This is a genomic window from Corynebacterium lizhenjunii, assembly GCF_011038655.2.
In the GTDB taxonomy this organism is placed as follows: domain Bacteria; phylum Actinomycetota; class Actinomycetes; order Mycobacteriales; family Mycobacteriaceae; genus Corynebacterium; species Corynebacterium lizhenjunii.
In genome coordinates, this window is record NZ_CP064954.1 from 1,352,922 (window position 1) to 1,371,647 (window position 18,726).

20 protein-coding genes and 1 pseudogene are annotated in these 18,726 nt (G+C 61.4%); 6 read left to right on the forward strand and 15 right to left on the reverse strand.

Annotation, left to right across the window (positions count from 1 at the left end; genetic code table 11):
• Positions 1-64: 64 nt before the first annotated feature.
• The 4 genes from carA to pyrR form a co-directional block, all read right to left on the reverse strand.
• Complete coding sequence (gene carA, locus G7Y31_RS06260; RefSeq protein ID WP_165008211.1) at positions 65-1,246, reverse strand: glutamine-hydrolyzing carbamoyl-phosphate synthase small subunit; 1,182 nt, start codon at positions 1,244-1,246, stop codon at positions 65-67.
• Positions 1,247-1,274: 28 nt separating this feature from the next.
• Positions 1,275-2,639 (reverse strand): dihydroorotase, encoded by a 1,365-nt coding sequence (locus G7Y31_RS06265; protein WP_165008213.1) that lies wholly within the window; start codon positions 2,637-2,639, stop codon positions 1,275-1,277.
• Positions 2,640-2,704: 65 nt separating this feature from the next.
• Positions 2,705-3,658, reverse strand: coding sequence for an aspartate carbamoyltransferase catalytic subunit (locus tag G7Y31_RS06270; protein WP_165008215.1), 954 nt, complete (start codon positions 3,656-3,658; stop codon positions 2,705-2,707).
• A gap of 12 nt (positions 3,659-3,670) precedes the next feature.
• Positions 3,671-4,285, reverse strand: coding sequence for a bifunctional pyr operon transcriptional regulator/uracil phosphoribosyltransferase PyrR (pyrR, locus tag G7Y31_RS06275; protein ID WP_165008217.1), 615 nt, complete (start codon positions 4,283-4,285; stop codon positions 3,671-3,673).
• 271 nt (positions 4,286-4,556) lie between these two features.
• On the opposite strand from pyrR, the gene G7Y31_RS06280 reads away from it, so the two are divergent.
• The 5 genes from G7Y31_RS06280 to G7Y31_RS06300 all read left to right on the forward strand — a co-directional run bounded on the left by G7Y31_RS06280 (position 4,557) and on the right by G7Y31_RS06300 (position 8,293).
• The gene (locus G7Y31_RS06280; protein WP_165008219.1) at positions 4,557-5,936 is read left to right on the forward strand and encodes a TIGR01777 family oxidoreductase; all 1,380 of its coding nucleotides are present in this window, start codon (positions 4,557-4,559) and stop codon (positions 5,934-5,936) included.
• A gap of 151 nt (positions 5,937-6,087) precedes the next feature.
• The gene (locus G7Y31_RS06285; protein WP_165008310.1) at positions 6,088-6,699 is read left to right on the forward strand and encodes a type III secretion system chaperone family protein; all 612 of its coding nucleotides are present in this window, start codon (positions 6,088-6,090) and stop codon (positions 6,697-6,699) included.
• Entirely contained in the window at positions 6,692-7,180 is a 489-nt protein-coding gene (locus G7Y31_RS06290) for a YbjN domain-containing protein (RefSeq protein ID WP_165008221.1), read from the forward strand. Before G7Y31_RS06285 ends, G7Y31_RS06290 begins: the two co-directional genes overlap by 8 nt.
• Positions 7,181-7,183: 3 nt before the next feature.
• Positions 7,184-7,723: a hypothetical protein gene (locus tag G7Y31_RS06295; RefSeq protein WP_165008223.1), complete on the forward strand. Its 540-nt coding sequence runs from the start codon at positions 7,184-7,186 to the stop codon at positions 7,721-7,723.
• A 21-nt stretch (positions 7,724-7,744) separates the two neighbouring features.
• Entirely contained in the window at positions 7,745-8,293 is a 549-nt protein-coding gene (locus G7Y31_RS06300; protein WP_165008225.1) for a hypothetical protein, read from the forward strand.
• On the opposite strand, the pseudogene nusB reads toward G7Y31_RS06300, so the two are convergent.
• From nusB to G7Y31_RS06340, 8 genes and pseudogenes are all read right to left on the reverse strand, one after another.
• Positions 8,290-8,886, reverse strand: a pseudogene (gene nusB, locus G7Y31_RS06305) (transcription antitermination factor NusB); the annotation flags it as partial. The gene G7Y31_RS06300 and the pseudogene nusB sit on opposite strands and share 4 nt — an antisense overlap.
• 208 nt (positions 8,887-9,094) lie before the next feature.
• Positions 9,095-9,658 (reverse strand): elongation factor P, encoded by a 564-nt coding sequence (gene efp / locus G7Y31_RS06310; RefSeq protein WP_165008229.1) that lies wholly within the window; start codon positions 9,656-9,658, stop codon positions 9,095-9,097.
• A 157-nt stretch (positions 9,659-9,815) separates the two neighbouring features.
• A complete protein-coding gene (locus G7Y31_RS06315) occupies positions 9,816-10,928 on the reverse strand; it encodes an aminopeptidase P family protein (RefSeq protein ID WP_165008231.1) in 1,113 nt (370 codons plus the stop codon).
• A gap of 49 nt (positions 10,929-10,977) precedes the next feature.
• A complete protein-coding gene (gene aroQ / locus G7Y31_RS06320; protein ID WP_165008233.1) occupies positions 10,978-11,409 on the reverse strand; it encodes a type II 3-dehydroquinate dehydratase in 432 nt (143 codons plus the stop codon).
• Positions 11,410-11,440: 31 nt separating this feature from the next.
• Entirely contained in the window at positions 11,441-12,526 is a 1,086-nt protein-coding gene (gene aroB / locus G7Y31_RS06325) for a 3-dehydroquinate synthase (RefSeq protein ID WP_165008235.1), read from the reverse strand.
• 55 nt (positions 12,527-12,581) lie between these two features.
• Positions 12,582-13,121, reverse strand: coding sequence for a shikimate kinase (locus G7Y31_RS06330; RefSeq protein ID WP_165008237.1), 540 nt, complete (start codon positions 13,119-13,121; stop codon positions 12,582-12,584).
• Between the two features lie 69 nt (positions 13,122-13,190).
• Complete coding sequence (gene aroC / locus G7Y31_RS06335) at positions 13,191-14,405, reverse strand: chorismate synthase (protein ID WP_165008239.1); 1,215 nt, start codon at positions 14,403-14,405, stop codon at positions 13,191-13,193.
• A gap of 39 nt (positions 14,406-14,444) precedes the next feature.
• A complete protein-coding gene (locus tag G7Y31_RS06340; protein WP_165008241.1) occupies positions 14,445-14,852 on the reverse strand; it encodes a prepilin peptidase in 408 nt (135 codons plus the stop codon).
• 47 nt (positions 14,853-14,899) lie between these two features.
• On the opposite strand from G7Y31_RS06340, the gene arsB reads away from it, so the two are divergent.
• On the forward strand, positions 14,900-15,994 hold the full coding sequence (gene arsB / locus G7Y31_RS06345) for an ACR3 family arsenite efflux transporter (protein WP_165008312.1): 1,095 nt from the start codon (positions 14,900-14,902) through the stop codon (positions 15,992-15,994).
• Here arsB and G7Y31_RS06350 read toward each other — a convergent pair.
• The 3 genes from G7Y31_RS06350 to ruvX form a co-directional block, all read right to left on the reverse strand.
• Complete coding sequence (locus tag G7Y31_RS06350; protein ID WP_165008243.1) at positions 15,991-16,860, reverse strand: shikimate dehydrogenase; 870 nt, start codon at positions 16,858-16,860, stop codon at positions 15,991-15,993. The two genes, arsB and G7Y31_RS06350, sit on opposite strands and share 4 nt — an antisense overlap.
• Positions 16,861-16,974: 114 nt before the next feature.
• A complete protein-coding gene (locus G7Y31_RS06355) occupies positions 16,975-18,120 on the reverse strand; it encodes an endolytic transglycosylase MltG (RefSeq protein ID WP_196823646.1) in 1,146 nt (381 codons plus the stop codon).
• 41 nt (positions 18,121-18,161) lie between these two features.
• Positions 18,162-18,722 (reverse strand): Holliday junction resolvase RuvX, encoded by a 561-nt coding sequence (gene ruvX / locus G7Y31_RS06360; RefSeq protein ID WP_165008247.1) that lies wholly within the window; start codon positions 18,720-18,722, stop codon positions 18,162-18,164.
• Positions 18,723-18,726 lie beyond the last annotated feature (4 nt).

Genomic DNA, 18,726 nt, shown 5'->3' on the forward strand with positions numbered 1-18,726 from the left:
TGTTTCAGTGAAGTCTCTTTAGCTCGCTGCGTTTAACCATCGGTGCCTCAGGCACCGATGCCGCCTAAGCACCGGCGCGCTGCGGGGAATGAGACTCCATCAGTTCCACAAACTGGTCGAAGAGCGGGTTGGCGTCATGAGGTCCAGCGGCAGATTCCGGGTGGTACTGCACGGAGTAGGCCAGGCCGTTGCGAAGGGCAACGCCCTCTACCACATCATCGTTGAGACAAGTGTGGGTGACTACTGCCGGGCCGAAGTCCGTGGCAAATTCCGCACCGCCAGCCGGGCCGTCGCCTGCCGGGTTTTCCAGCGCGAAGCCGTGATTTTGGGCGGTGATATCAATCTTGCCGGTCAGGTGGTTCTTTACCGGAACATTGATGCCGCGGTGGCCGAACTTCAACTTATAGGTCCCCAGACCTAGTGCGCGGCCGAGGATCTGGTTGCCAAAGCAGATCCCGAAGAAGGGAATCTTGGCCGCCAGGACTTCACGGGTGACCTCCACCATGGCGTCTGCCGTAGCCGGGTCCCCGGGGCCGTTGGAGATGAACACACCGTCCGGGTTGTACTGGGCAATCTGAGCAAAAGGAGTATTGGCCGGGACCACAATGGTCTCAATCCCGCGGGCGGCAAAGTTGCCGGGGGTTGCGGTCTTGACCCCCATGTCGTAGGCGACCACCGTGTACTTCTTCTCCCCCTGCGCAGGCACGGTGTAGACCTCACCGGTAGAGACCTGGCTGGCCAGATCTGCGCCCGCCATGGCATCTTGGCCCTTGACCTGTTCAAGGAGTTCCTCTACCGGACGCGAAGCCTCCGGCCCGGAGAAAATGCCAGCCGCTATGGAGCCGTAGTTGCGCAGGTGACGCACCAGGGAACGGGTGTCGATCCCGCGGATGCCGACGATGCCCTGTTTCTCCATCTCTGCAGGCAAGCTGCGGGCCGCGCGCCAATTAGACACCCGATGGCTCAGGTCGCGGATAACCAGGCCGGCTACCCAGATGCGGTCGCCACGGGACTCATTGTCCTCATCATTCCAGCCGGTGTTACCCACGTGTGGGGCGGCCGCTACCACAATCTGGCGGTGGTAGGAAGGATCCGTCATGGTCTCCTGATAGCCCGTCATACCGGTGCTGAATACGGCTTCGCCGAGGCTGACCCCGGTGGCGCCGAAGCCAAAGCCGCGGAAGGTGCGGCCATCGGCAAGCACCAACACGGCAGGGGTGGGCGCGGTGTTTTCGAAAGTCATCATTGATTCCTTATTTTTGGATTCTCGGTTCTTAGTGCGCAGCAGCTGCGGGCACGCGGCCACCGGCAGCGTCGCGGTCATAGGTCACGTGCCCACGCAGCACGGTCAGGGCGACCTGCGTGTGGAACTCCTCACCGGCATAGGGGTTATTCTCCGACTTGGATGCCAACTGGGCGTTATCGGACGTCCAGGAGCTTTGGGGGTCCACGATGGTGAGGTTGGCGGGCTCGCCCACCGCAATCGGGCGGCCATGGTCTGGCAGGCGGGTGATTTCTGCGGGCTTTTCACTCATCACTCGGGCCACAAAACGCCAGTCCGCCAGGCCGGACTCCACAAAGATGCGGGCCACAATCGCCAGGGAAGACTCCAGGCCCAGCATTCCCGGCTTCGCGTGTTCAAATTCCACGCACTTGTCTTCACTGCCATGCGGGGCGTGGTCGGTGGCCACGCAGTCGATGGTGCCATCAAGCAGGGCCTCACGCAGTGCAGCAACGTCGTGGCTCTCCCTCAGCGGTGGATTCACACGATACAAGCCGTCATAAGTTTCCAGCTTGCTATCAGTCAGCAACAGGTGATGCGGGGTGACCTCGGCGGTCAGCGGAATCCCCTGGGTCTTAGCCCACTTGAGCAGCTCGACCGTTCCCGTGGTGGAAGCGTGACAGATGTGCACGCGGTTGCCATAATCACGCGCCAAGAGGGCATCACGGGCCACAATGGACTCTTCCGCCACGCGCGGCCAACCCCGCAGGCCCAACCGGGCGGCGGTTTGGCCCTCATGGGCACTCGCGCCCTCAGTCATACGGTGGTCCTCAGCGTGCTGTGCCAGCAAGACATCCAAGCCCTTGGCGTACTCCAAGGCGCGACGCATCAGCTGCGGGTCAGTGACGCACTTTCCGTCATCAGAAAACATGCGCACCTTGGCATCACTATTGCGCAGCATGCCAAATTCCGTCAGGGTCTTGCCCTCCAGGCCCTTAGTAATCGAGCCCACCGGGTGCACATCGCACAGGCCCACCTTCTGGCCCTTAGCCCACACAGATTCTGCGATGATGGGCTGGTCCAGTACCGGCGCGGTATTGGCCATGGTAAACACCGCGGTAAACCCGCCCTTGGCGGCGGCCTGCGATCCAGTCTCAATGGTCTCCGTGTCCTCTCGGCCCGGCTCACGCAAGTGGACGTGCATGTCCACCAGGCCCGGCAGCAGCACCCGCGAGTGGCCCTCAATCACCGTGGCCGTAGGATCAACGTCCTCCGGGACGGGACCAATGTGGGTAATCACCCCATCAGTAATGGTGACGCTAGTGTCCTCGCCCTCCCCATAAGGGCGAACGTTGTGCAGCACAATGGTGCCTGCAGCGGCGGGAGCCTGGGCGCCGGTGGCGGGGTAGTTAGTCATGTAGGTGCCTTTCCTCAATCCGAAAGTATCTCTCAGGGTGCGACATGCAGCTAGCCTCCATGTGGCTAGATACCAGCGCCTTCTCCGTGCGCCAACAGGCTAAAGAGCACGGCCATTCGCAAGTGCACGCCGTTATTAACCTGGTCCAGCACCACAGCATTGTCATAGTCAGCCACTGCGTAGTTGATCTCCATGCCGCGCAGCATGGGCCCCGGGTGCATGATGATGGCATCTTTAGGCAAGCGGGCAGCGCGCTCCTTGGACAAGCCGTACAAGGCGGCGTATTCCCGGTGCGAGGGGAAGAACCCGCCGTTCATGCGCTCCTGTTGCACGCGCAGCATCATCACCACGGAGGCATCGGCAAGCTCTGCATCAAAGTCATAGGAAACCTTGACCGGCCACTGCTCCACCCCGACTGGCAGCAAGGTTGGCGGTGCCACCAAAGTTACCTCCGCGCCCAGAGCATGCAGCAGGTCCACATTGGAACGCACCACACGCGAATGCAGGCAATCTCCCACAATCTTGACCTTCAGGCCCGCAAAGTTTCCGCCACTAATCCCCAAGCGCATGCGCATGGTGGTCGCGTCCAGCAGTGCCTGGGTGGGGTGCTGGTGGGAGCCGTCCCCGGCATTGATCACGCTCGGGCCCTGCCCGTCCGGGGCCACCCACTGCGCCAGCTGCTTCGCGGCGCCCGAAGATGGGTGGCGAATAATGATCGCATCAGTACCGATAGCCTTCAGCGTCAAGCCGGTGTCCTTGAGCGACTCGCCCTTCTTCACCGAAGAGGACGACGCAGAGATGTTGATTACATCCGCGGACATCCACTTACCGGCCGTCTCAAAAGAAGACCGCGTGCGGGTGGAGTTCTCATAGAACAGGGTATAAATCGTCCGACCGCGCAGGGTAGGCAGCTTCTTGGAATCCCGGCCGCTTAAGGCCTCGCGGAAACGGTCGGCCTCATCCAGCAGGCCCACAATCTCCGCCGGGGACAAATCTGCAATATCAATCAAATGCTTCATGGTGTTAACCACTTAACCTTCCACAGACTCTGATTGGGGCGCGCTGGGCCTAGACAGCACCACTGCGTCGCGACCATCAATGTCGGCCACCAGCACCTGGACGTCCTCATCACGGGCGGTAGGCAGGTTCTTGCCCACGTAGTCGGCCCGAATGGGCACCTCGCGGTGGCCACGGTCCACCAGGCAGGCCAGCTGAATGGCAGCAGGCCTGCCGATGTCCCGCAAAGCATCCAGCGCAGCGCGAATAGTGCGCCCGGAATACAGCACATCATCGACCAAAATGACGATGGCGCCGTCAATGCCGCCGGCGGGGATTTGCGTGGGCGCTAGCGCCCGGTGTGGCCGGGAGCGCAGATCATCACGGTAGAGGGTGATGTCCAGCGAACCGTGCGCAACACTTACCCCCGAAAACTCCTCAATCTTTGCGGCCAAACGTTGCGCCAAGGGCACTCCCCCCGAAGGAATGCCCAACAACACCACGCGCGGCGCCGCAGAGTCATCCATACTATCCGCGCCGTCCAACGCCGTCTTTTCAATTACCTGGTGCGCGATGCGTGCCACGGTGCGCGCGACATCAGCAGAGCTCAATAGCTCTGAGAAGCCCGCGGACGCGTTGTCTACACTCATCGAGACCTCCTTCCCCGCCTCACAGTGCGGCTTTTAAAGGATGCCAACAGAAGTTGCGCTTATCCTAGCACCTCGCAGCCGACCTCGCAGCCCACCCCACAACCCCGTTCGCCCCCACCTGGGGGGCTGAACCGCCCGCTCTCCCCCATAGGGCCACACGCCCGACGAAGTACCCCTAAGAATCGGCGGCGTGCGCTAAACTCACGTGGGTGCTTTGGGTTGAATACCAAAATCCCGCAGGTCGCCCGCGACACCGCCCCCGGAGGCTGACATGAATTTTCGCACGCAACACGTAGTTCCCGCCCCCCGCGAAGAGGTCTGGGATTGGCATACCCGCCCCGGCGCTTTGGCGCGGCTGACACCTCCTTTCCTGCCGATGTCCCCCCTGCAACAAGCCAGCAACCTCGCCGACGGCACCAACATCCTGGGACTGCCCGCCGGCCTGCGGTGGGTCGCCCGCCACGATCTTTCCCGCTATCGCCGCGGCTATAGCTTCAGCGACGTTTGCATCAACGCACCTCTACGCACTCTGGCCACTTGGCGCCACACACGTACTTTTGCCGATGCCCCCTCGGGCTCCCCCGGGCAGCAGGCCACCAGCATTACCGATACCGTCACCACCCGCCTGCCGCGTGCCGCGCTGCGCAGTATTTTTGCCTACCGCCAGCACCAGCTGATCAATGACCTTGCGTTCCTGCACCGTCTCCAGCCCCTGGTGGAACCCGTGCTTGCCGATACCCCCACCACCGTCGCCGTCACCGGCTCCCGGGGCGCCGTAGGCCGCGCGCTGTGCGCGCAACTTACCACCGCCGGGGTCAAGGTGGTCCAATTGGTGCGCAACCAACCCAAACCAGGTCAGCGCCACTGGAACCCCTTGCACCCGGCACCTGACCTTTTAGAGGGCATCGGCAAGGTAGTACACCTGGCGGGCGAGCCCATCTTTGGCAGGTTTAACGAGGCCCACAAGCAAGCCCTGCGCTCCTCGCGCATTGGACCCACCCGGGCGCTTGCAGAGCTGGCGGCGCGCACCCCGGGGGTGGAAACATTTGTGAGTGCCTCGGCCATTGGCTATTACGGGCCCAACCGCGGCAGTGAGGTCCTGACTGAGACCTCAGAGCCCGGTGAGGGCTTCCTGGCGGAACTCGTCACGGATTGGGAGGCCGCCACCACTGCCGCCCGGGACGCGGGGCTGCGCGTGGCCACCATTCGCACCGGGGTGGCGCTGGCGGGAAACGCCGGACTACTGCCTATAGTGCGCACGTTATTCCAGACCGGCCTGGGTGGGACTTTTGGTAGCGGAGAGTTTTGGTTCAGCTGGATTGCGCAAGACGATCTCACTGACATATACATGCGGGCGCTTTTTGACTCCAGCCTGTCCGGGCCGCTCAACGCCGTGGCGCCAGAGCCTGTGCTCAACCGCAACATGGCGCACGCCCTGGCCCGCGAGCTCAACCGCCCCGCGCTGCTGCCTATCCCGACCTTAGGCCCCGCGCTCTTGCTAGGCAAAGAAGGTGCCAGCGAATTGGCGCTGGCAGACCAGCGAGTAACCAGCACACTCCTGGGTGACCACACCTTCCGCTACCCCACCATTGATGCCGCTCTGGCCCACGAGCTGGGCGGTGAGGCACTGGTTGAGCAGCTCCCGGATTAAACCCAGACTAGGCGCGTATTAGCTGCGGGTTAGGCCCTGGTTAGCTGCGGGAGGCATCTCCGTTAAGCTTAGAGGGCTAGTGTTTGACCTCCCCCGTTGGGGAAGTCCCCACGCCAACGACGAGAAGAGTAAGGACCCTGTGTCGCACAATATGACAGAAGACACCTCCGGCAGCGCCGCACAGTCTGCTGCTGACCCAGACATTTTGCCCGATACCCCCATTACCGCGCCCACCTTGGAGCGCATCGGGGAGATTTTCACTCAACAGGGCCTGCAGTACCGCATTGAGGAACACCCTGCCCCCGAAGCGCCGGAATCTGCCGATGCCCCCGACGCCCCGGCGCCCCATGACTCGGAGTCCGAAGCCCCGGCCGAGGAGTCCCAGGCGCCAGCGACCCTGCGCGTGCTGCGTACCGGGTTTAGCAACGCGGCCATCGCCATGCAGATCCGCAACAACACCCTGGTGGTCGACTCCGTGTGGCGCGGCCAGGTGCCCGTGTCTGAGGGCCCGCACCTACTGATGATCAATAATCAGTGGAATGCCGAGCATTTTGCTCCCACCCTGCGTTTTTATGAAGGCCAAGACCACAACCAGTCCTTGGTGGTCTCAGCAGTGCGTGAACTACATATCACCCCTGGGGTGTCCCGTAACCAATTAGGGGCGTTTGTGATGTCCACCCTCAACTCAGTCCTGGAGGCTTTCGCCTGGATTGAACAGCACTACCCACAACTCGTGACCTGGGAGGACCCCCACCATGACTAAGCTCAACCCACAGGACCCTCACTCGCTAGAGGTCGTGACCATCGACCGGGTGGTAGACGCCATGGCGACCTTTGACGTCACGCTGGACAAGATTGAGGGCCGTGATGACTCCGCTACGGCCAACCTCAACGGCCTTCCCTGCTTGTTCGCGGTGCTGGACTCCGTGGTCATTGTGCGTGCGGACGTGCAGACCGACGCCGCGTACTCGCAGGCCGATGCCGGATTATTCCTGGCCGCGAATCAAATCAACTCCGTAGCGCTGGGCGCCCGCGCCGTCATCACCGACTTCGATGACCAACTGGTGGTGCGTACCGAGCGCGATATTTCCATTGCCGCTGGAATGACTGACCAGCAGCTGCAAGCCGCACTGCAGGCCGCCGTCGATGGCGTCCTTGGGGCCCAGAACGCCATGGTCGCCGCCGCTGAGGAGATGGCCAAGCTGGGCTCCGCAGCCGCCGCCGAAGCAACGGAGGGTAACTAGCCAGTGGCAAAAATCCAGGAGGTCACAATCCCCCGCCTTGCGCAGGCCTGCGATGAGCTGGGCATGGACTACGCGCTCATCGCCGCAATCACCGATGAGGACGGACCTGGCGCTGAAACCCCAGCGGTACCGGAAGACTCGTGTCAGGCCGAGCCTGCCGATACCGCCCGCACCGTCTTGCAAACCGGCCTTCCGCACCTGAGCATCTACTGCGACCTACAGGAAGGCACCCTGTCCGCCTTCGCCACGTGGGAGGGCCGTCTTCCCGCTACCGCTGAGGATGAGGTCGCCGCGCTTCTGGGTGACCTTAACTGGGATTTTATTGCCCCCACCCTGTCCTATAGCCTGCAAGAAGCACCTGGGCCACGGGCCCAAGAGGAGATCGTCATCAGCGCCAACCGGGCAATGGGCGTTGCAGAGGGGCTGAGTATGCAGCAGCTCCGCGGCTTTTTAGACAGCGCCTTTGACAGTTTTACGCAGGTCTTTGAGTACATTGCTCAGGCCTTGCCCGCTGCAGTGACGTGGGAAAACAACAACGCCTAAAGAGTTTAAGGACACACATTTATGGACGCACGCACTGCCCCGGAGCAGCCCACCACCTCGAAACAACTTGCTACCGCCCCGGACACCCCTGCACAAAACGGACCTGCACGCAACGGCCCAGCACAGCAAGGCATCCAGCCAGTCACCCGTGAGCGGGTCGTCGCATTGCTTGCACAGGATGACATCACTGCGGTGGAACACCCCGAAGCCGACACGGTTGCCGTGGCCACCTTCAATCAACTTGACTGGGCCTTTAGCATTTTTGATGAGTTGGTCAAAGTAGAGTGCATTCTCCCCACCACCCTATCCTTTGCAGATAGTGCCGCGTTCTTGCGCCAGATTGCTAATGAACACAACGCCGCAGCCTTCGATGGGCGGGTAAGCGTTGGAGACGTAGATGGCCAGGCAGAACTACGCGGAGATGCCGTCTTTGTTGCCAGCCCCGGCATGACCGATGCTCAACTCTTCCACGCGCTGAACTTCGCCGTCGTCGCTGCCCAGGAGCTGCTACTGCAAACCCTGGACACCTTCAACAATCTGGCCCAGCAACTCACAACGGAGCAGGGCTAGTTCCCCTCAGGTGCTAGCGAGTTGGCCTCGGGCGCTTCGGCATCAAGGTCGAAAGAGCTAAGCTCCTCGGCATCAGGCGCGTCTACAGCGTCGGAATCGGCCCCATCTGCGTCCGGGTCGATCTCATCCGCGTAGGGGTCCAGGAAGTTCTGGACCATGGGGTTGTCCTCGGAGTTGGCTTGGGCAATGTCGTCGAGTACCGCGTGGATATACGGCGCGGCTTTATCCGTGGAGTACTGACTAGCCAGCTCCACGCCCTCCACAACCGCCGTGGCCTTAGGAATTTCTGGGTTAAACAACAGCTCCCACGCGCCGACGCGCAAGATCGCCCGGTCTACAGCCGGCAGGCGGTGGAATTCCCAATCATCTGAGAGATAGCGCGCGATGGTCTCATCAATCAGATCGAGCTCCTCCGCCGCACCGCGGACGATATCCTGGGTGTATTGCGCAATTGGCGCCACCCCATTCGACTCATCGCGGGACAAAGCCATGCGATCTTCAACGATGGCTACCGGATCAATATCCCGGCTTTCCGCCTCGTAGAGAATATCCGCAGCACGCCTGCGAGCCCGGTACCGGGCAGTGTGGCGCTTGTGGGGGTTCTTCTTCGCCGAAGACTCTTTAGCTTGGCGCTCGGAGTCAACCTGCGGCTGCTCCGCAGGTGCATGGGTGCTAGAGCTACCGTTGCTGGGTAGACCGGCGCTGGGGCTACCTGCGCCGGGGCCACCGGTGCTAGGGCTGTTGTTATCGCTCACGATGTTCGCTGGGCCAGCTTTCTCCTCGAATTGCTACTAACGAAACTTAGTTGTTCACACGAGAAAGGTACTCGCCGGTGCGAGTATCGATCTTCAGCACATTGCCAATCTCGATGAACAGCGGTACCTGAATCTCCGCGCCGGTCTCCAGGGTGGCAGGCTTGGTACCACCGGAAGAACGGTCGCCCTGCAGACCTGGCTCAGTGTGCTCCACCTTCAGGTCCACGGAAATCGGCAGCTCACCAAACAATGCCTCGCCCTCGTGGAAGGAAACCTGTACGCGCATGTTCTCCAGCAGGAACTTGCCGGCCGTGCCGAACTTGTCATAAGGAAGCTCGAACTGCTCGTAGGTCTTATCATCCATGACCACGTAGTTGGAGCCATCGTCGTAGAGGTAAGTCATGTCGCGGCGGTCCACGGTAGCGGTCTCCACCTTCACGCCTGCGTTGAAGGTCTTATCCGTAACCTTGCCAGATACAACATCCTTGAGCTTGGTGCGCACGAATGCGGGGCCCTTGCCCGGCTTCACGTGCTGGAATTCAATGATTTGCTGCAGCTTGTTGTCAATCTTGAGCACAAGGCCGTTCTTAAAGTCAGTGGTATCCGCCATGGATTTGAACTCCCAAAAGTATTGAGGTGGGCATGTAAAACAGTGCTTAAGCATATCACGCCCGCCATAAAGTTCATGCACGGCGGCACCCCTGTTAGGCCCGTGCCCCGAGCACGGGCCCTTGAGTGCGCTCAGAGCCCCAGGGCCCTAAACGGTCTTAGGAACCGATAATGGTCAGTTCCTTGCTGATGGGGGTGATGATCTTCGGAGCCCCTGCGGTGATGATCAGGGTGTCTTCAATGCGCACTCCCCCACGGCCCGGCACGTAAATGCCCGGCTCAATGGTCAGCGTCATGCCTTCGGCAAGCTCACCCTTGCCGGTGGTAGCCGCCCAGGGGCCTTCATGAACATCCAAGCCAACACCATGGCCGGTCGAGTGAACAAAGTACTCACCGTAACCGGCCTTTTCAATGACGTCGCGGCACGCCGCATCAACATCCTTAAGTGCCGTGCCCGGGGTGGACGCCGCCACGCCAGCCAGCTGGGCTTCTAGCACGGTCTCATAGATTTCGCGCGCGAAGTCGGAGACCTCTCCCATCACAAACGTGCGGGTGCAGTCCGAGTTAAATCCGCGCAGGTGGGCACCGAAATCAATGGTGACCAGGTCACCGCGCTCGATCACGCGATCATCGGCACCGTGGTGCGGCTTCGCGGAGTTCGGACCGGACGCCACGATGGTGTCAAAAGAAACTCGCTCAGACCCGAGCAGGCGCATGCGGTACTCCAAGTCGGCCGCGACCTGGCGCTCCGTACGGCCCACGCGCAGCTCCTCGGCAGCCAAAAGCTCCTCCAAGGCCTGGTTGGCCAGCGCAGCAATTTCGGTCAGCTTGGTCAGCTCCTGCGAGTCCTTGGTCAGGCGAATGTCCTCGATGACCCCGCTAACCGGGACCAACGTCACATCCTCAGGAGCTGCGGCTTCCAGAGCCTTAAGCTCAGAAACAGACAGGTACTCGGCTTCAAAACCCACGCGCAGTGGCCCCTGCTGCGCGGCTTCGGCCAGCGTCTCCAGCAGGCCCGTGCCCACAGCACGCACGATCAATGCTTCTAGATCCGGCACCTCCTCAGAAATCTGGGTGGTGTAGCGCCCATCGGTAGCCACCAGTGCCGAGAGATCTTTGCGCAACAACAGCGCACCATTGGAACCGGAGAACCCCGTCAAGTAGCGCATGTGGGTCAAGTGGGTGATCAGCACGGCATCGATGCGCTGCGAGGCCAGCTCGGCGGCGAGCTTGCGGCGGCGGGTACTGTAACGAGTATCTGCGAGAGACATGAGACAACTCCTCAACACAAAAGTGGGCGGGTAGGTACTGGAATGTAGCTTAGCCCTGCTGGGCTAGGAAGAAATTCATTGCCGCCGTGTAGCCATAGGTTCCCAGGCCGGCGATGACACCACGGGCAATCGGGGAAAGATAGGAGTGTGCCCGAAAAGGCTCCCGAGCATGGACATTAGAGATATGCACCTCCACAAAGCCCTGTTCCAACTCAGCCAGGGCATCGCGCAGTGCCACTGACGTATGGGTGTATCCACCGGGGTTAATGATCACGGCTGCTCCCTGATCCGCAGCGCGGTGTACGCAATCGATCAGCTCGCCTTCATGGTTGGACTGGAAGAACTCACAGTCGACTCCGTGGCTGCTTGCCAGCTGCGCAAGTGCAGATTCAATATCGGCCAAGGTTGTATGCCCGTAGATCTCCGGCTGCCGCTTGCCCAGCCGGTTCAAATTTGGCCCGTTAATAACCACAAGCTTCACAGGATTACCTTTCTGACTTTCAGGCACGCCGTTAGTGCGCGCCGCTGCTTATCGCGGCATAAGCCGCTTTGAGGTCCTCCACCGAGGCATCGCCAATGCGGGTGGTCGCACCAATACCGGTCAAGGCCACAAAGCGCACCCCCGCACCACGGTTCTTCTTATCACGCCCCATGGCCGCGTAGAGCTGCTCAAAGTGCCCACCCGGGTAGGACGTGGGCAGGCCGATGCCACCGATAATCTCCCGGTGCACCTCCACAAGGTCCTGGCCAATCAAGCCCCGGTTGTGGGCCAGGTGGGCAATAAACATCATGCCCACTGCCACCGCGTGGCCGTGGCGCCAGGTGTAGTCCTCCCGCAGCTCCACCGCGTGGCCAAAGGTATGGCCGTAGTTGAGGGTCTCGCGCAGCCCGGATTCCTTCAAGTCTTCGCTAACCACAGCGGCCTTGACAACAACAGAGCGGCGTACCAACTCCGGCAGGTAACCATCCACGTCCAGGCACGCTGCCGGGTTATCCAGATAGCGCTCAATAATCACTGGGTCATGGATAAAGCCGGTCTTAATAATCTCCGCCGAGCCAGCGATGATTTCTGCCTGCGGTAAGGAGCGCAGCAATTCGATGTCTACGAAGACAGCATCCGGCTCATAGAACGCGCCCACCAGGTTTTTGCCTGCGGCGGTATTGATTCCGGTCTTACCGCCCACTGCGGCATCGACCATAGCCAGCAGCGTCGTGGGCACGTGAATGACTTTGATGCCGCGCATCCACCCAGACGCCACGAAGCCGGCCAAGTCCGTGGCCGCACCGCCGCCAACTCCAATTAGGAGATCCGCGCGGGAGAAATTGTGCCTTCCCAGATGGTCCCAAAGCTGCCCTGCCACCTGCAAGGTCTTCGCGGCCTCGGCATCGGGAACCGGCAGCTCCACCACAGCGAGTCCACCGGCGCGAAGCTCTTGGCTAAGGGCCTGCGCAAACCCCTGCACGCTTGGCTGATGGATAATTCCCACCTTGCGGGCACCACTAGCTTGCACCCGAGCGATGATGGCGCCCCGGAGGTCACTTCCAATGGTGACCTCATAGCCAGCTGGACCGCTAACTTCGATAGTGTGCGTGGTCATATTTTTCCCTCCACAGACTGCGCCCGCCGCAACCGGCGGGGCAAAAGTTCCAGAGTTATAAACTTTCCAAGAAGCTCAGGATGTCCCCGACAACCTGCTGGGGTGTGCGCCCATCTGTGCGCGCACGGTAGTCCGCGACCTCCTGGTAGTACACCCGGCGCTGTTCCAACAGGTTCCGGTAGTGTGCCAGGGGATCCTCGGCATAGAGCACCGGCCGGGTAGTAGACCTTTGGGTCCGACGGGTGCCTTCTTCTGCAGAGACATCAATGAGCACCACCGTCATCGCCTCTAGCAGGTCGCGCGTAGCCTGCGAGAGCACCGCGCCACCTCCCAGGCTGACCACGCCGTTGGACTCCAGCGCGCGGGCGACATAGCGTTCCTCAATCTCTCGAAACGCGGGCTCACCCTCTTCGGCGAAGATTTCTCCGCATGTGCGCCCTTCGCCGCCCTCAATAAGATCGTCTGAGTCCACCAGTTCACAGTTAAGCGCCCGGGACAAGCGGCGCCCAATTGTGGATTTACCAGCGCCCGGCGGCCCCACCAACACCACGCGTGGGGCGGGCCCAAAATGGACGTCTAGCTCTTGCTTAGTCACCTCTACACTCCAACTTCTTCCGCTGCCTCATACGCTCTGCTTTATTCACCGCGTCTTATTCGCCCAGTGTTATTCGTCGGAGTCGAATTGCAGACGCCGGGCCACGTAGTCCAGGTAGGACTCGATATTGCGGCGCGTCTCCGCCACGCTGTCGCCGCCAAACTTCTCCAGCACCGCGCGGGCCAACACCAGCGCCACCATGGCCTCTGCCACTACGCCTCCGGCAGGCACAGCGCAGACATCGGAGCGCTGATGGATAGCACTAGCTGCGGCGCCGGTAGACATATCCACTGTCTGTAGTGCGCGCGGCACTGTGGAAATCGGCTTCATTGCAGCGCGCACGCGCAGAGGTTGACCATTGGTCATTCCACCTTCCAACCCACCGGCGCGGTTGCTCAGCCTATCTACCCCGTCTGCGGTGCGCACCATCTCATCATGCGCCGCAGAACCCCGGCGGCGGGCCTCTGCAAAGCCGTCACCAACTTCCACGCCCTTGACGGATTGAATACCCATCAGCGCGGCTGCCAGCTGTGCATCCAGACGGTCCTCCCCTGACACGTGGGAGCCCAAACCGATGGGCAGTCCGGTGACAATAACTTCGACAACACCGCCCAAGGTGTCCCCGGCTTTCTTCGCAGCCTCAATCTGGGCAATCATCGACTCTTCGGCATCCAGGTGGGCGGCACGCACCGGGGAGGCGTCAATACGCTCCAAGTCCGCAAAAGTGGGCGCAGGGCCTGCAGAAACCTCACTGTCCCCAATGCTGATGACATGAGAGAAAACCTCTACCCCGAGGGTCTCGCGCAGAAAATTCCGGGCAGCGGTAGCCGCTGCGACACGCGCGGCGGTCTCGCGGGCAGAGGAGCGCTCCAAAATCGCCCGGGCGTCATCCTTGTCATACTTGATCATCCCGGCGAAGTCTGCGTGGCCCGGACGGGGGCGGGTTAGTTTGGCACCGCGCCCCGAAGACATCGCCTTGGCCACCTCCGGGTCCTCCAGGTCCACAGGGGCTGGCGACATGATTGTGGTCCACTTGGGCCATTCAGTATTTCCCACCATGATGGTCACCGGAGAACCCAAGGTCTTGCCATGGACCACGCCGCTAAGCAGGGTGACTTCGTCCTGCTCAAACTTCATGCGCGCGCCGCGGCCATATCCCAGGCGGCGGCGGGCTAAGTGGTAAGACACATCCTCTTGAGTTAGCGGAACCCCAGCGGGCAGGTGCTCAACAGTTGCGATGAGCGCCTGGCCGTGCGATTCCCCGGCAGTAGTCCAACGAAGCATGCCGCCAATTATGGCACGCATAGCTGCACCTGTCGCGCACTAGGTACCGCAAAGCAGCCACACTCCCAACGCTGCGACCAGCATGGCCGGACCATGCGGGGCATCGGCACGCTGCGCCACCGCCATGACCAGCAGACTCAGCAGGTTTGCTGCCACAATGGCGCACGCTACCCCCACCCATCCTCCCGCCGCAGCTGCCAGCATGCCCAAGGAGATGGCCAACTTGATGTCTCCCCCGCCGATGCCCCCGCCTCGCACCGCCAGCATTAGGTACAGGCCCGGCCACAGCAGGCCGGCCGGGTGCCAGCAGAGCACCAGGCTCAGCACCGTTGCCGGCAGCGTAAGCACGTCCGGCAAACGGCGCCAGCGCACGTCAATTAGTGCCAAGGTCAGCGCCCATGCGCCGACGGCGGCTGCTATCACGACTGCTAGAATGTCCCCCCGCATGCCTGTCAGCATAGTCGACGAAAGGGATTTGCGTGCAGCTTTCAGCTATGGACCGCCTGCTCCCGGTGTGGATCATTGCCGCGATGGCCGCAGGCCTAGCGGCCAGCACCACCCCTTTGCCGGGTTGGTTGCACGCGGCGGAGGTCGGCGGGATCTCTGTGCCCATTGCGGCTGGGCTGCTGGTGATGATGTATCCACCGCTGGCCAAGGTGCGCTATGACAAGGCCGTGCGCGTTGCCGGTGAGTTCAAAGTCTTGGTGCTCAGTGTGTTGCTTAATTGGGTGCTCGGCCCTGCGCTAATGTTCGCGCTGGCCTGGGCTTTTCTTGCCGATGCCCCGCAGCTGCGCACCGGGGTCATCATTGTGGGCCTGGCCCGGTGTATTGCCATGGTGCTGATTTGGTCGGACCTTGCCTGCGGTGACCGGGAGCTCACTGCTGTGCTGGTGGCGATTAATTCTGTATTCCAGGTGGCCATGTTTGCAGTTTTGGGTTGGTTCTACCTGCAGGTTCTGCCCGGCTGGTTGGGGCTAGAGTCTGCCGATGCCGCCTTCTCTTTCCGCTCCATTGTGGTCTCTGTCCTGATCTTCTTGGGTATTCCCCTGGCCGCGGGCATTGCTTCTCGTTTGCTTGGAGAGGCCGCTCGCGGGCGGGCGTGGTATGAAGATAAGTTTCTTCCCGCGGTGTCTCCCCTAGCACTCATTGGGTTGCTCTATACCATTGCGGCGCTTTTTTGTTTGCAGGGTCAGTACGTACTGAGCCAGCCCGGCACGGTGGCGCGGGTGGCCATTCCGCTGCTGTGCTACTTCATCATCATGTTTGCCATTGGTCTCGGCGCGGCGCGGGCGGCGCGGCTCAATTACTCGCGCAGTACCTCCCTGGCCTTTACCGCGGCCGGCAATAACTTTGAGCTAGCCATCGCAGTGGCTATTGGCACCTTTGGTGCGGCCTCCGGCCAGGCGCTGGCTGGAACGGTAGGCCCACTCATTGAGGTTCCGGTGCTAGTAGCCTTGGTCTATGTGCTGCGCGCCCTCGGCCCGCGGCTCTTCCCTGGAGATCCCAGCCTGCCGGTTGACGGTGTTCCGGGTGATAGCGTGCCGGGTGACAAGGTGCCGGCTAGCGGGCGTGCAGCACAGCGAGGCTAGTCGGCGTCGGCTTCAGGCTGCCCGCCGGGTTCCCAGCCGGCTTCTTTGCGTTTGCGTTCCAGGACCTCGCATAGGGCATCAAGCATGTGCTGGCGCGGGGCGGGCTGGCCGGTAAATTGCTCGAATTGGCTAAAGGACTGGTAAGCCAGCATGATGTTGCCACCAACGGTGGGATAACCGTCGGCTGCGGCATGGATCATCAACTCGGTGGGCAGCGGTTCGTAAATAACATCGAGCAACGGCGCGTGGCACAGCACATCGAGGTGATTGCTCACCGCAGCGCTAGGCACGGTGGAGACCACCACGTCCATGGATCGGTTAAGCACCAGGAGATCATCGTCAAAACTCACGCGGTGCAGTTCGACGCCCAGGGTTTGTGCCAGCGGGGCAAGTTCGTGCAGGCGGTCACTGCGGTTGAGCACATAAATATCTCCCACCCCTCGTTGGGCCAGCGCCCACAGCGCCGGGCGGGCGGTTCCCCCGGAGCCAATGACCATCGCACGGCTAAGGGTGCCGGAGCTGTGACCCAGCAACTCCCCCAGTGCCCCCAGCACACCTTCGGTGTCGGTATTATCCGCACGCCAGCCGGCATCGGTACGCACCAGCGTGTTAGCTGAGCCAATCAACCGAGCACGGTCGGTGACCTCATCAGCAAATTCTAGCGCGGCAAATTTTCCCGGCATGGTCACCGAAAAGCCCCGGTAGTCCTCGGAAGCGCTGGCCACGAACTTGGGCAGTTGCTGGGCGTCTACTTCGAAGCGCTCATAAACGAAGTCCTGCAAGCCCAATGCGGCATAGCCGGCATTATGCAAGATCGGGGATAAAGAATGGCTAATGGGTTTGCCAAGCACTGCAGCCTTTGGCATGGTCACCTCCACGGTTTTCGCACCCACGAGCCCGCTGTTCCATCTGCGGACTAGCGACTAGCGGGTGCAGGGGCCGACATCGAATCTAGAACTGTAGACGCCAGCTGTAGACAACTAACGCTGAGAGTTGAGGATACCGGAGTTGAGCGCCACGTCCACCTGCTCAAGGTGCTGCTCATAGGTGTCCGTAAAGACAGTAGTGCCTTGCTTGTCAATGGTGACGAAGAACTTCCACTGGCCTTCAGCCGGGTTCTCCATTGCCTGGATGGCTTCCTCCGAAGGCGAGGCAATCGGGGTCTCCGGCAGGCCGTCCTTGGCGTAGGTATTCCACGGGGTGCGCTGGGCGCGGGCCTCATCGGTAGTAGCTAGTTCGACGTCTTCCAGGGAGTAATTAACCGTGGAGTCAAACTCCAAACGCATGGGCTCTGCAAGGCGGTTGAGGATCACGCGGGCTACCTTGTCGAACTCCCCGGCCGGGGCCTCGCGCTCCACCAGAGAGGCAGCGGTAAGCAACTCATAGGGGCTCAGGCCAATTACCCCAGCGCGTTCGACAATGTTGGTCTCGTTGTAGCGCTTCGTCGAGCGGGTGATCAGGTCAGTGAGGATCTGCTGGGCATCCCACTGCGGGTTGAGGACGTATTGGCCAGGAGCAATCAACCCCTCCAGGCGCTTAGGGTCCTCACCGCGGGAGCGCACAGCATCCAGGGCCCACTCAGGTGCCCCCAGCTCAGCCGGGTCTACCGTAGCCGCGACCCGCTCGAGGTCTTCCTTGCTCACGCAATCGTCCTCCGCACAGGTCACCCGCGAGATCATGGAATAAATGCCATAACGTACGTCGCCGCCCACTACCACCACATCGGCCAGGGTAGATCCGCCCTGAACCTCAAGCAGATCGACCTTGTTATCAGGGTTGAGCAATGCTTCCACGGCAGCCTTGGCACTCATCTCTTCCTGCAGACGGAAGAACCCGGGCTGGATGCGGGAAGCATGTGGATTATTGGCCGCTGCCGTTTGGAACGCGCTATCAGAAGCCACAACGTTCTTTTCCACCAGCTGTCCGCCCAGCAGGGACATAGAGGAGCCCTCTGGGACCTCGATGAGCGCCATAGTGCCGTTGCCTTCTCCCTCATAGTCGTCCGGGACGCCGTATGCGCGCAGGTTGTGCACGGCAATGTAGCCAATGACGCCTACGATCAACACGATAGAGGCCACCAGGACCGCCAGGCCATTTTGCCTGCGCTTCACGTGCCGGGGTTCCATGCTCTTGCCAAGACGCTCATCGTTTCGGCTCATCTAGTTCCTCAACTTCCTTGATTTTCCGGTTCGGGTTCCGGTCCCAGGCCACCACCGGCCTGCAGGGCGTGGTTTCGCCCATCCAACCAGGACTGCAAAATCTCCACCGCGGCAGCTTGGTCCACAACGGCACGGCCTTTGCGGGAGCTAACCCCAGCGACAGCCAACGCGGTGGTAGCCACCACTGTGGTTAGGCGTTCATCGCCCAAGCGGACTACGGGTAGTTGGTCTTTAATACTTCCACCCTGAGTCACGCGCCGACGGATCCGAAACGCAATTTCTTTGGCATGCTTGACACTTTTTGATCCATTTCCCTGCAAATCACGGGGAAGGCCCACGACTACTTCCACCACCGCGTACTCCTCAATGATCTCCAGGATGCGGTCGATGTCTTCTTGGTCGCGGTCCTTAAACCCGGTCTTGCGCGGTATGGTTTCCAACGCGGTTGCCAGCCGGGCGTCGCGGTCAGAAATCGCCGCCCCTATGCGCACGGTTCCCACGTCCAAGCCCAGGCGCCGCCCGGGGCCGGGGTCCTGGGCGCCTGGGGTGTCCGGGTGCACTGCTGCCATGGCT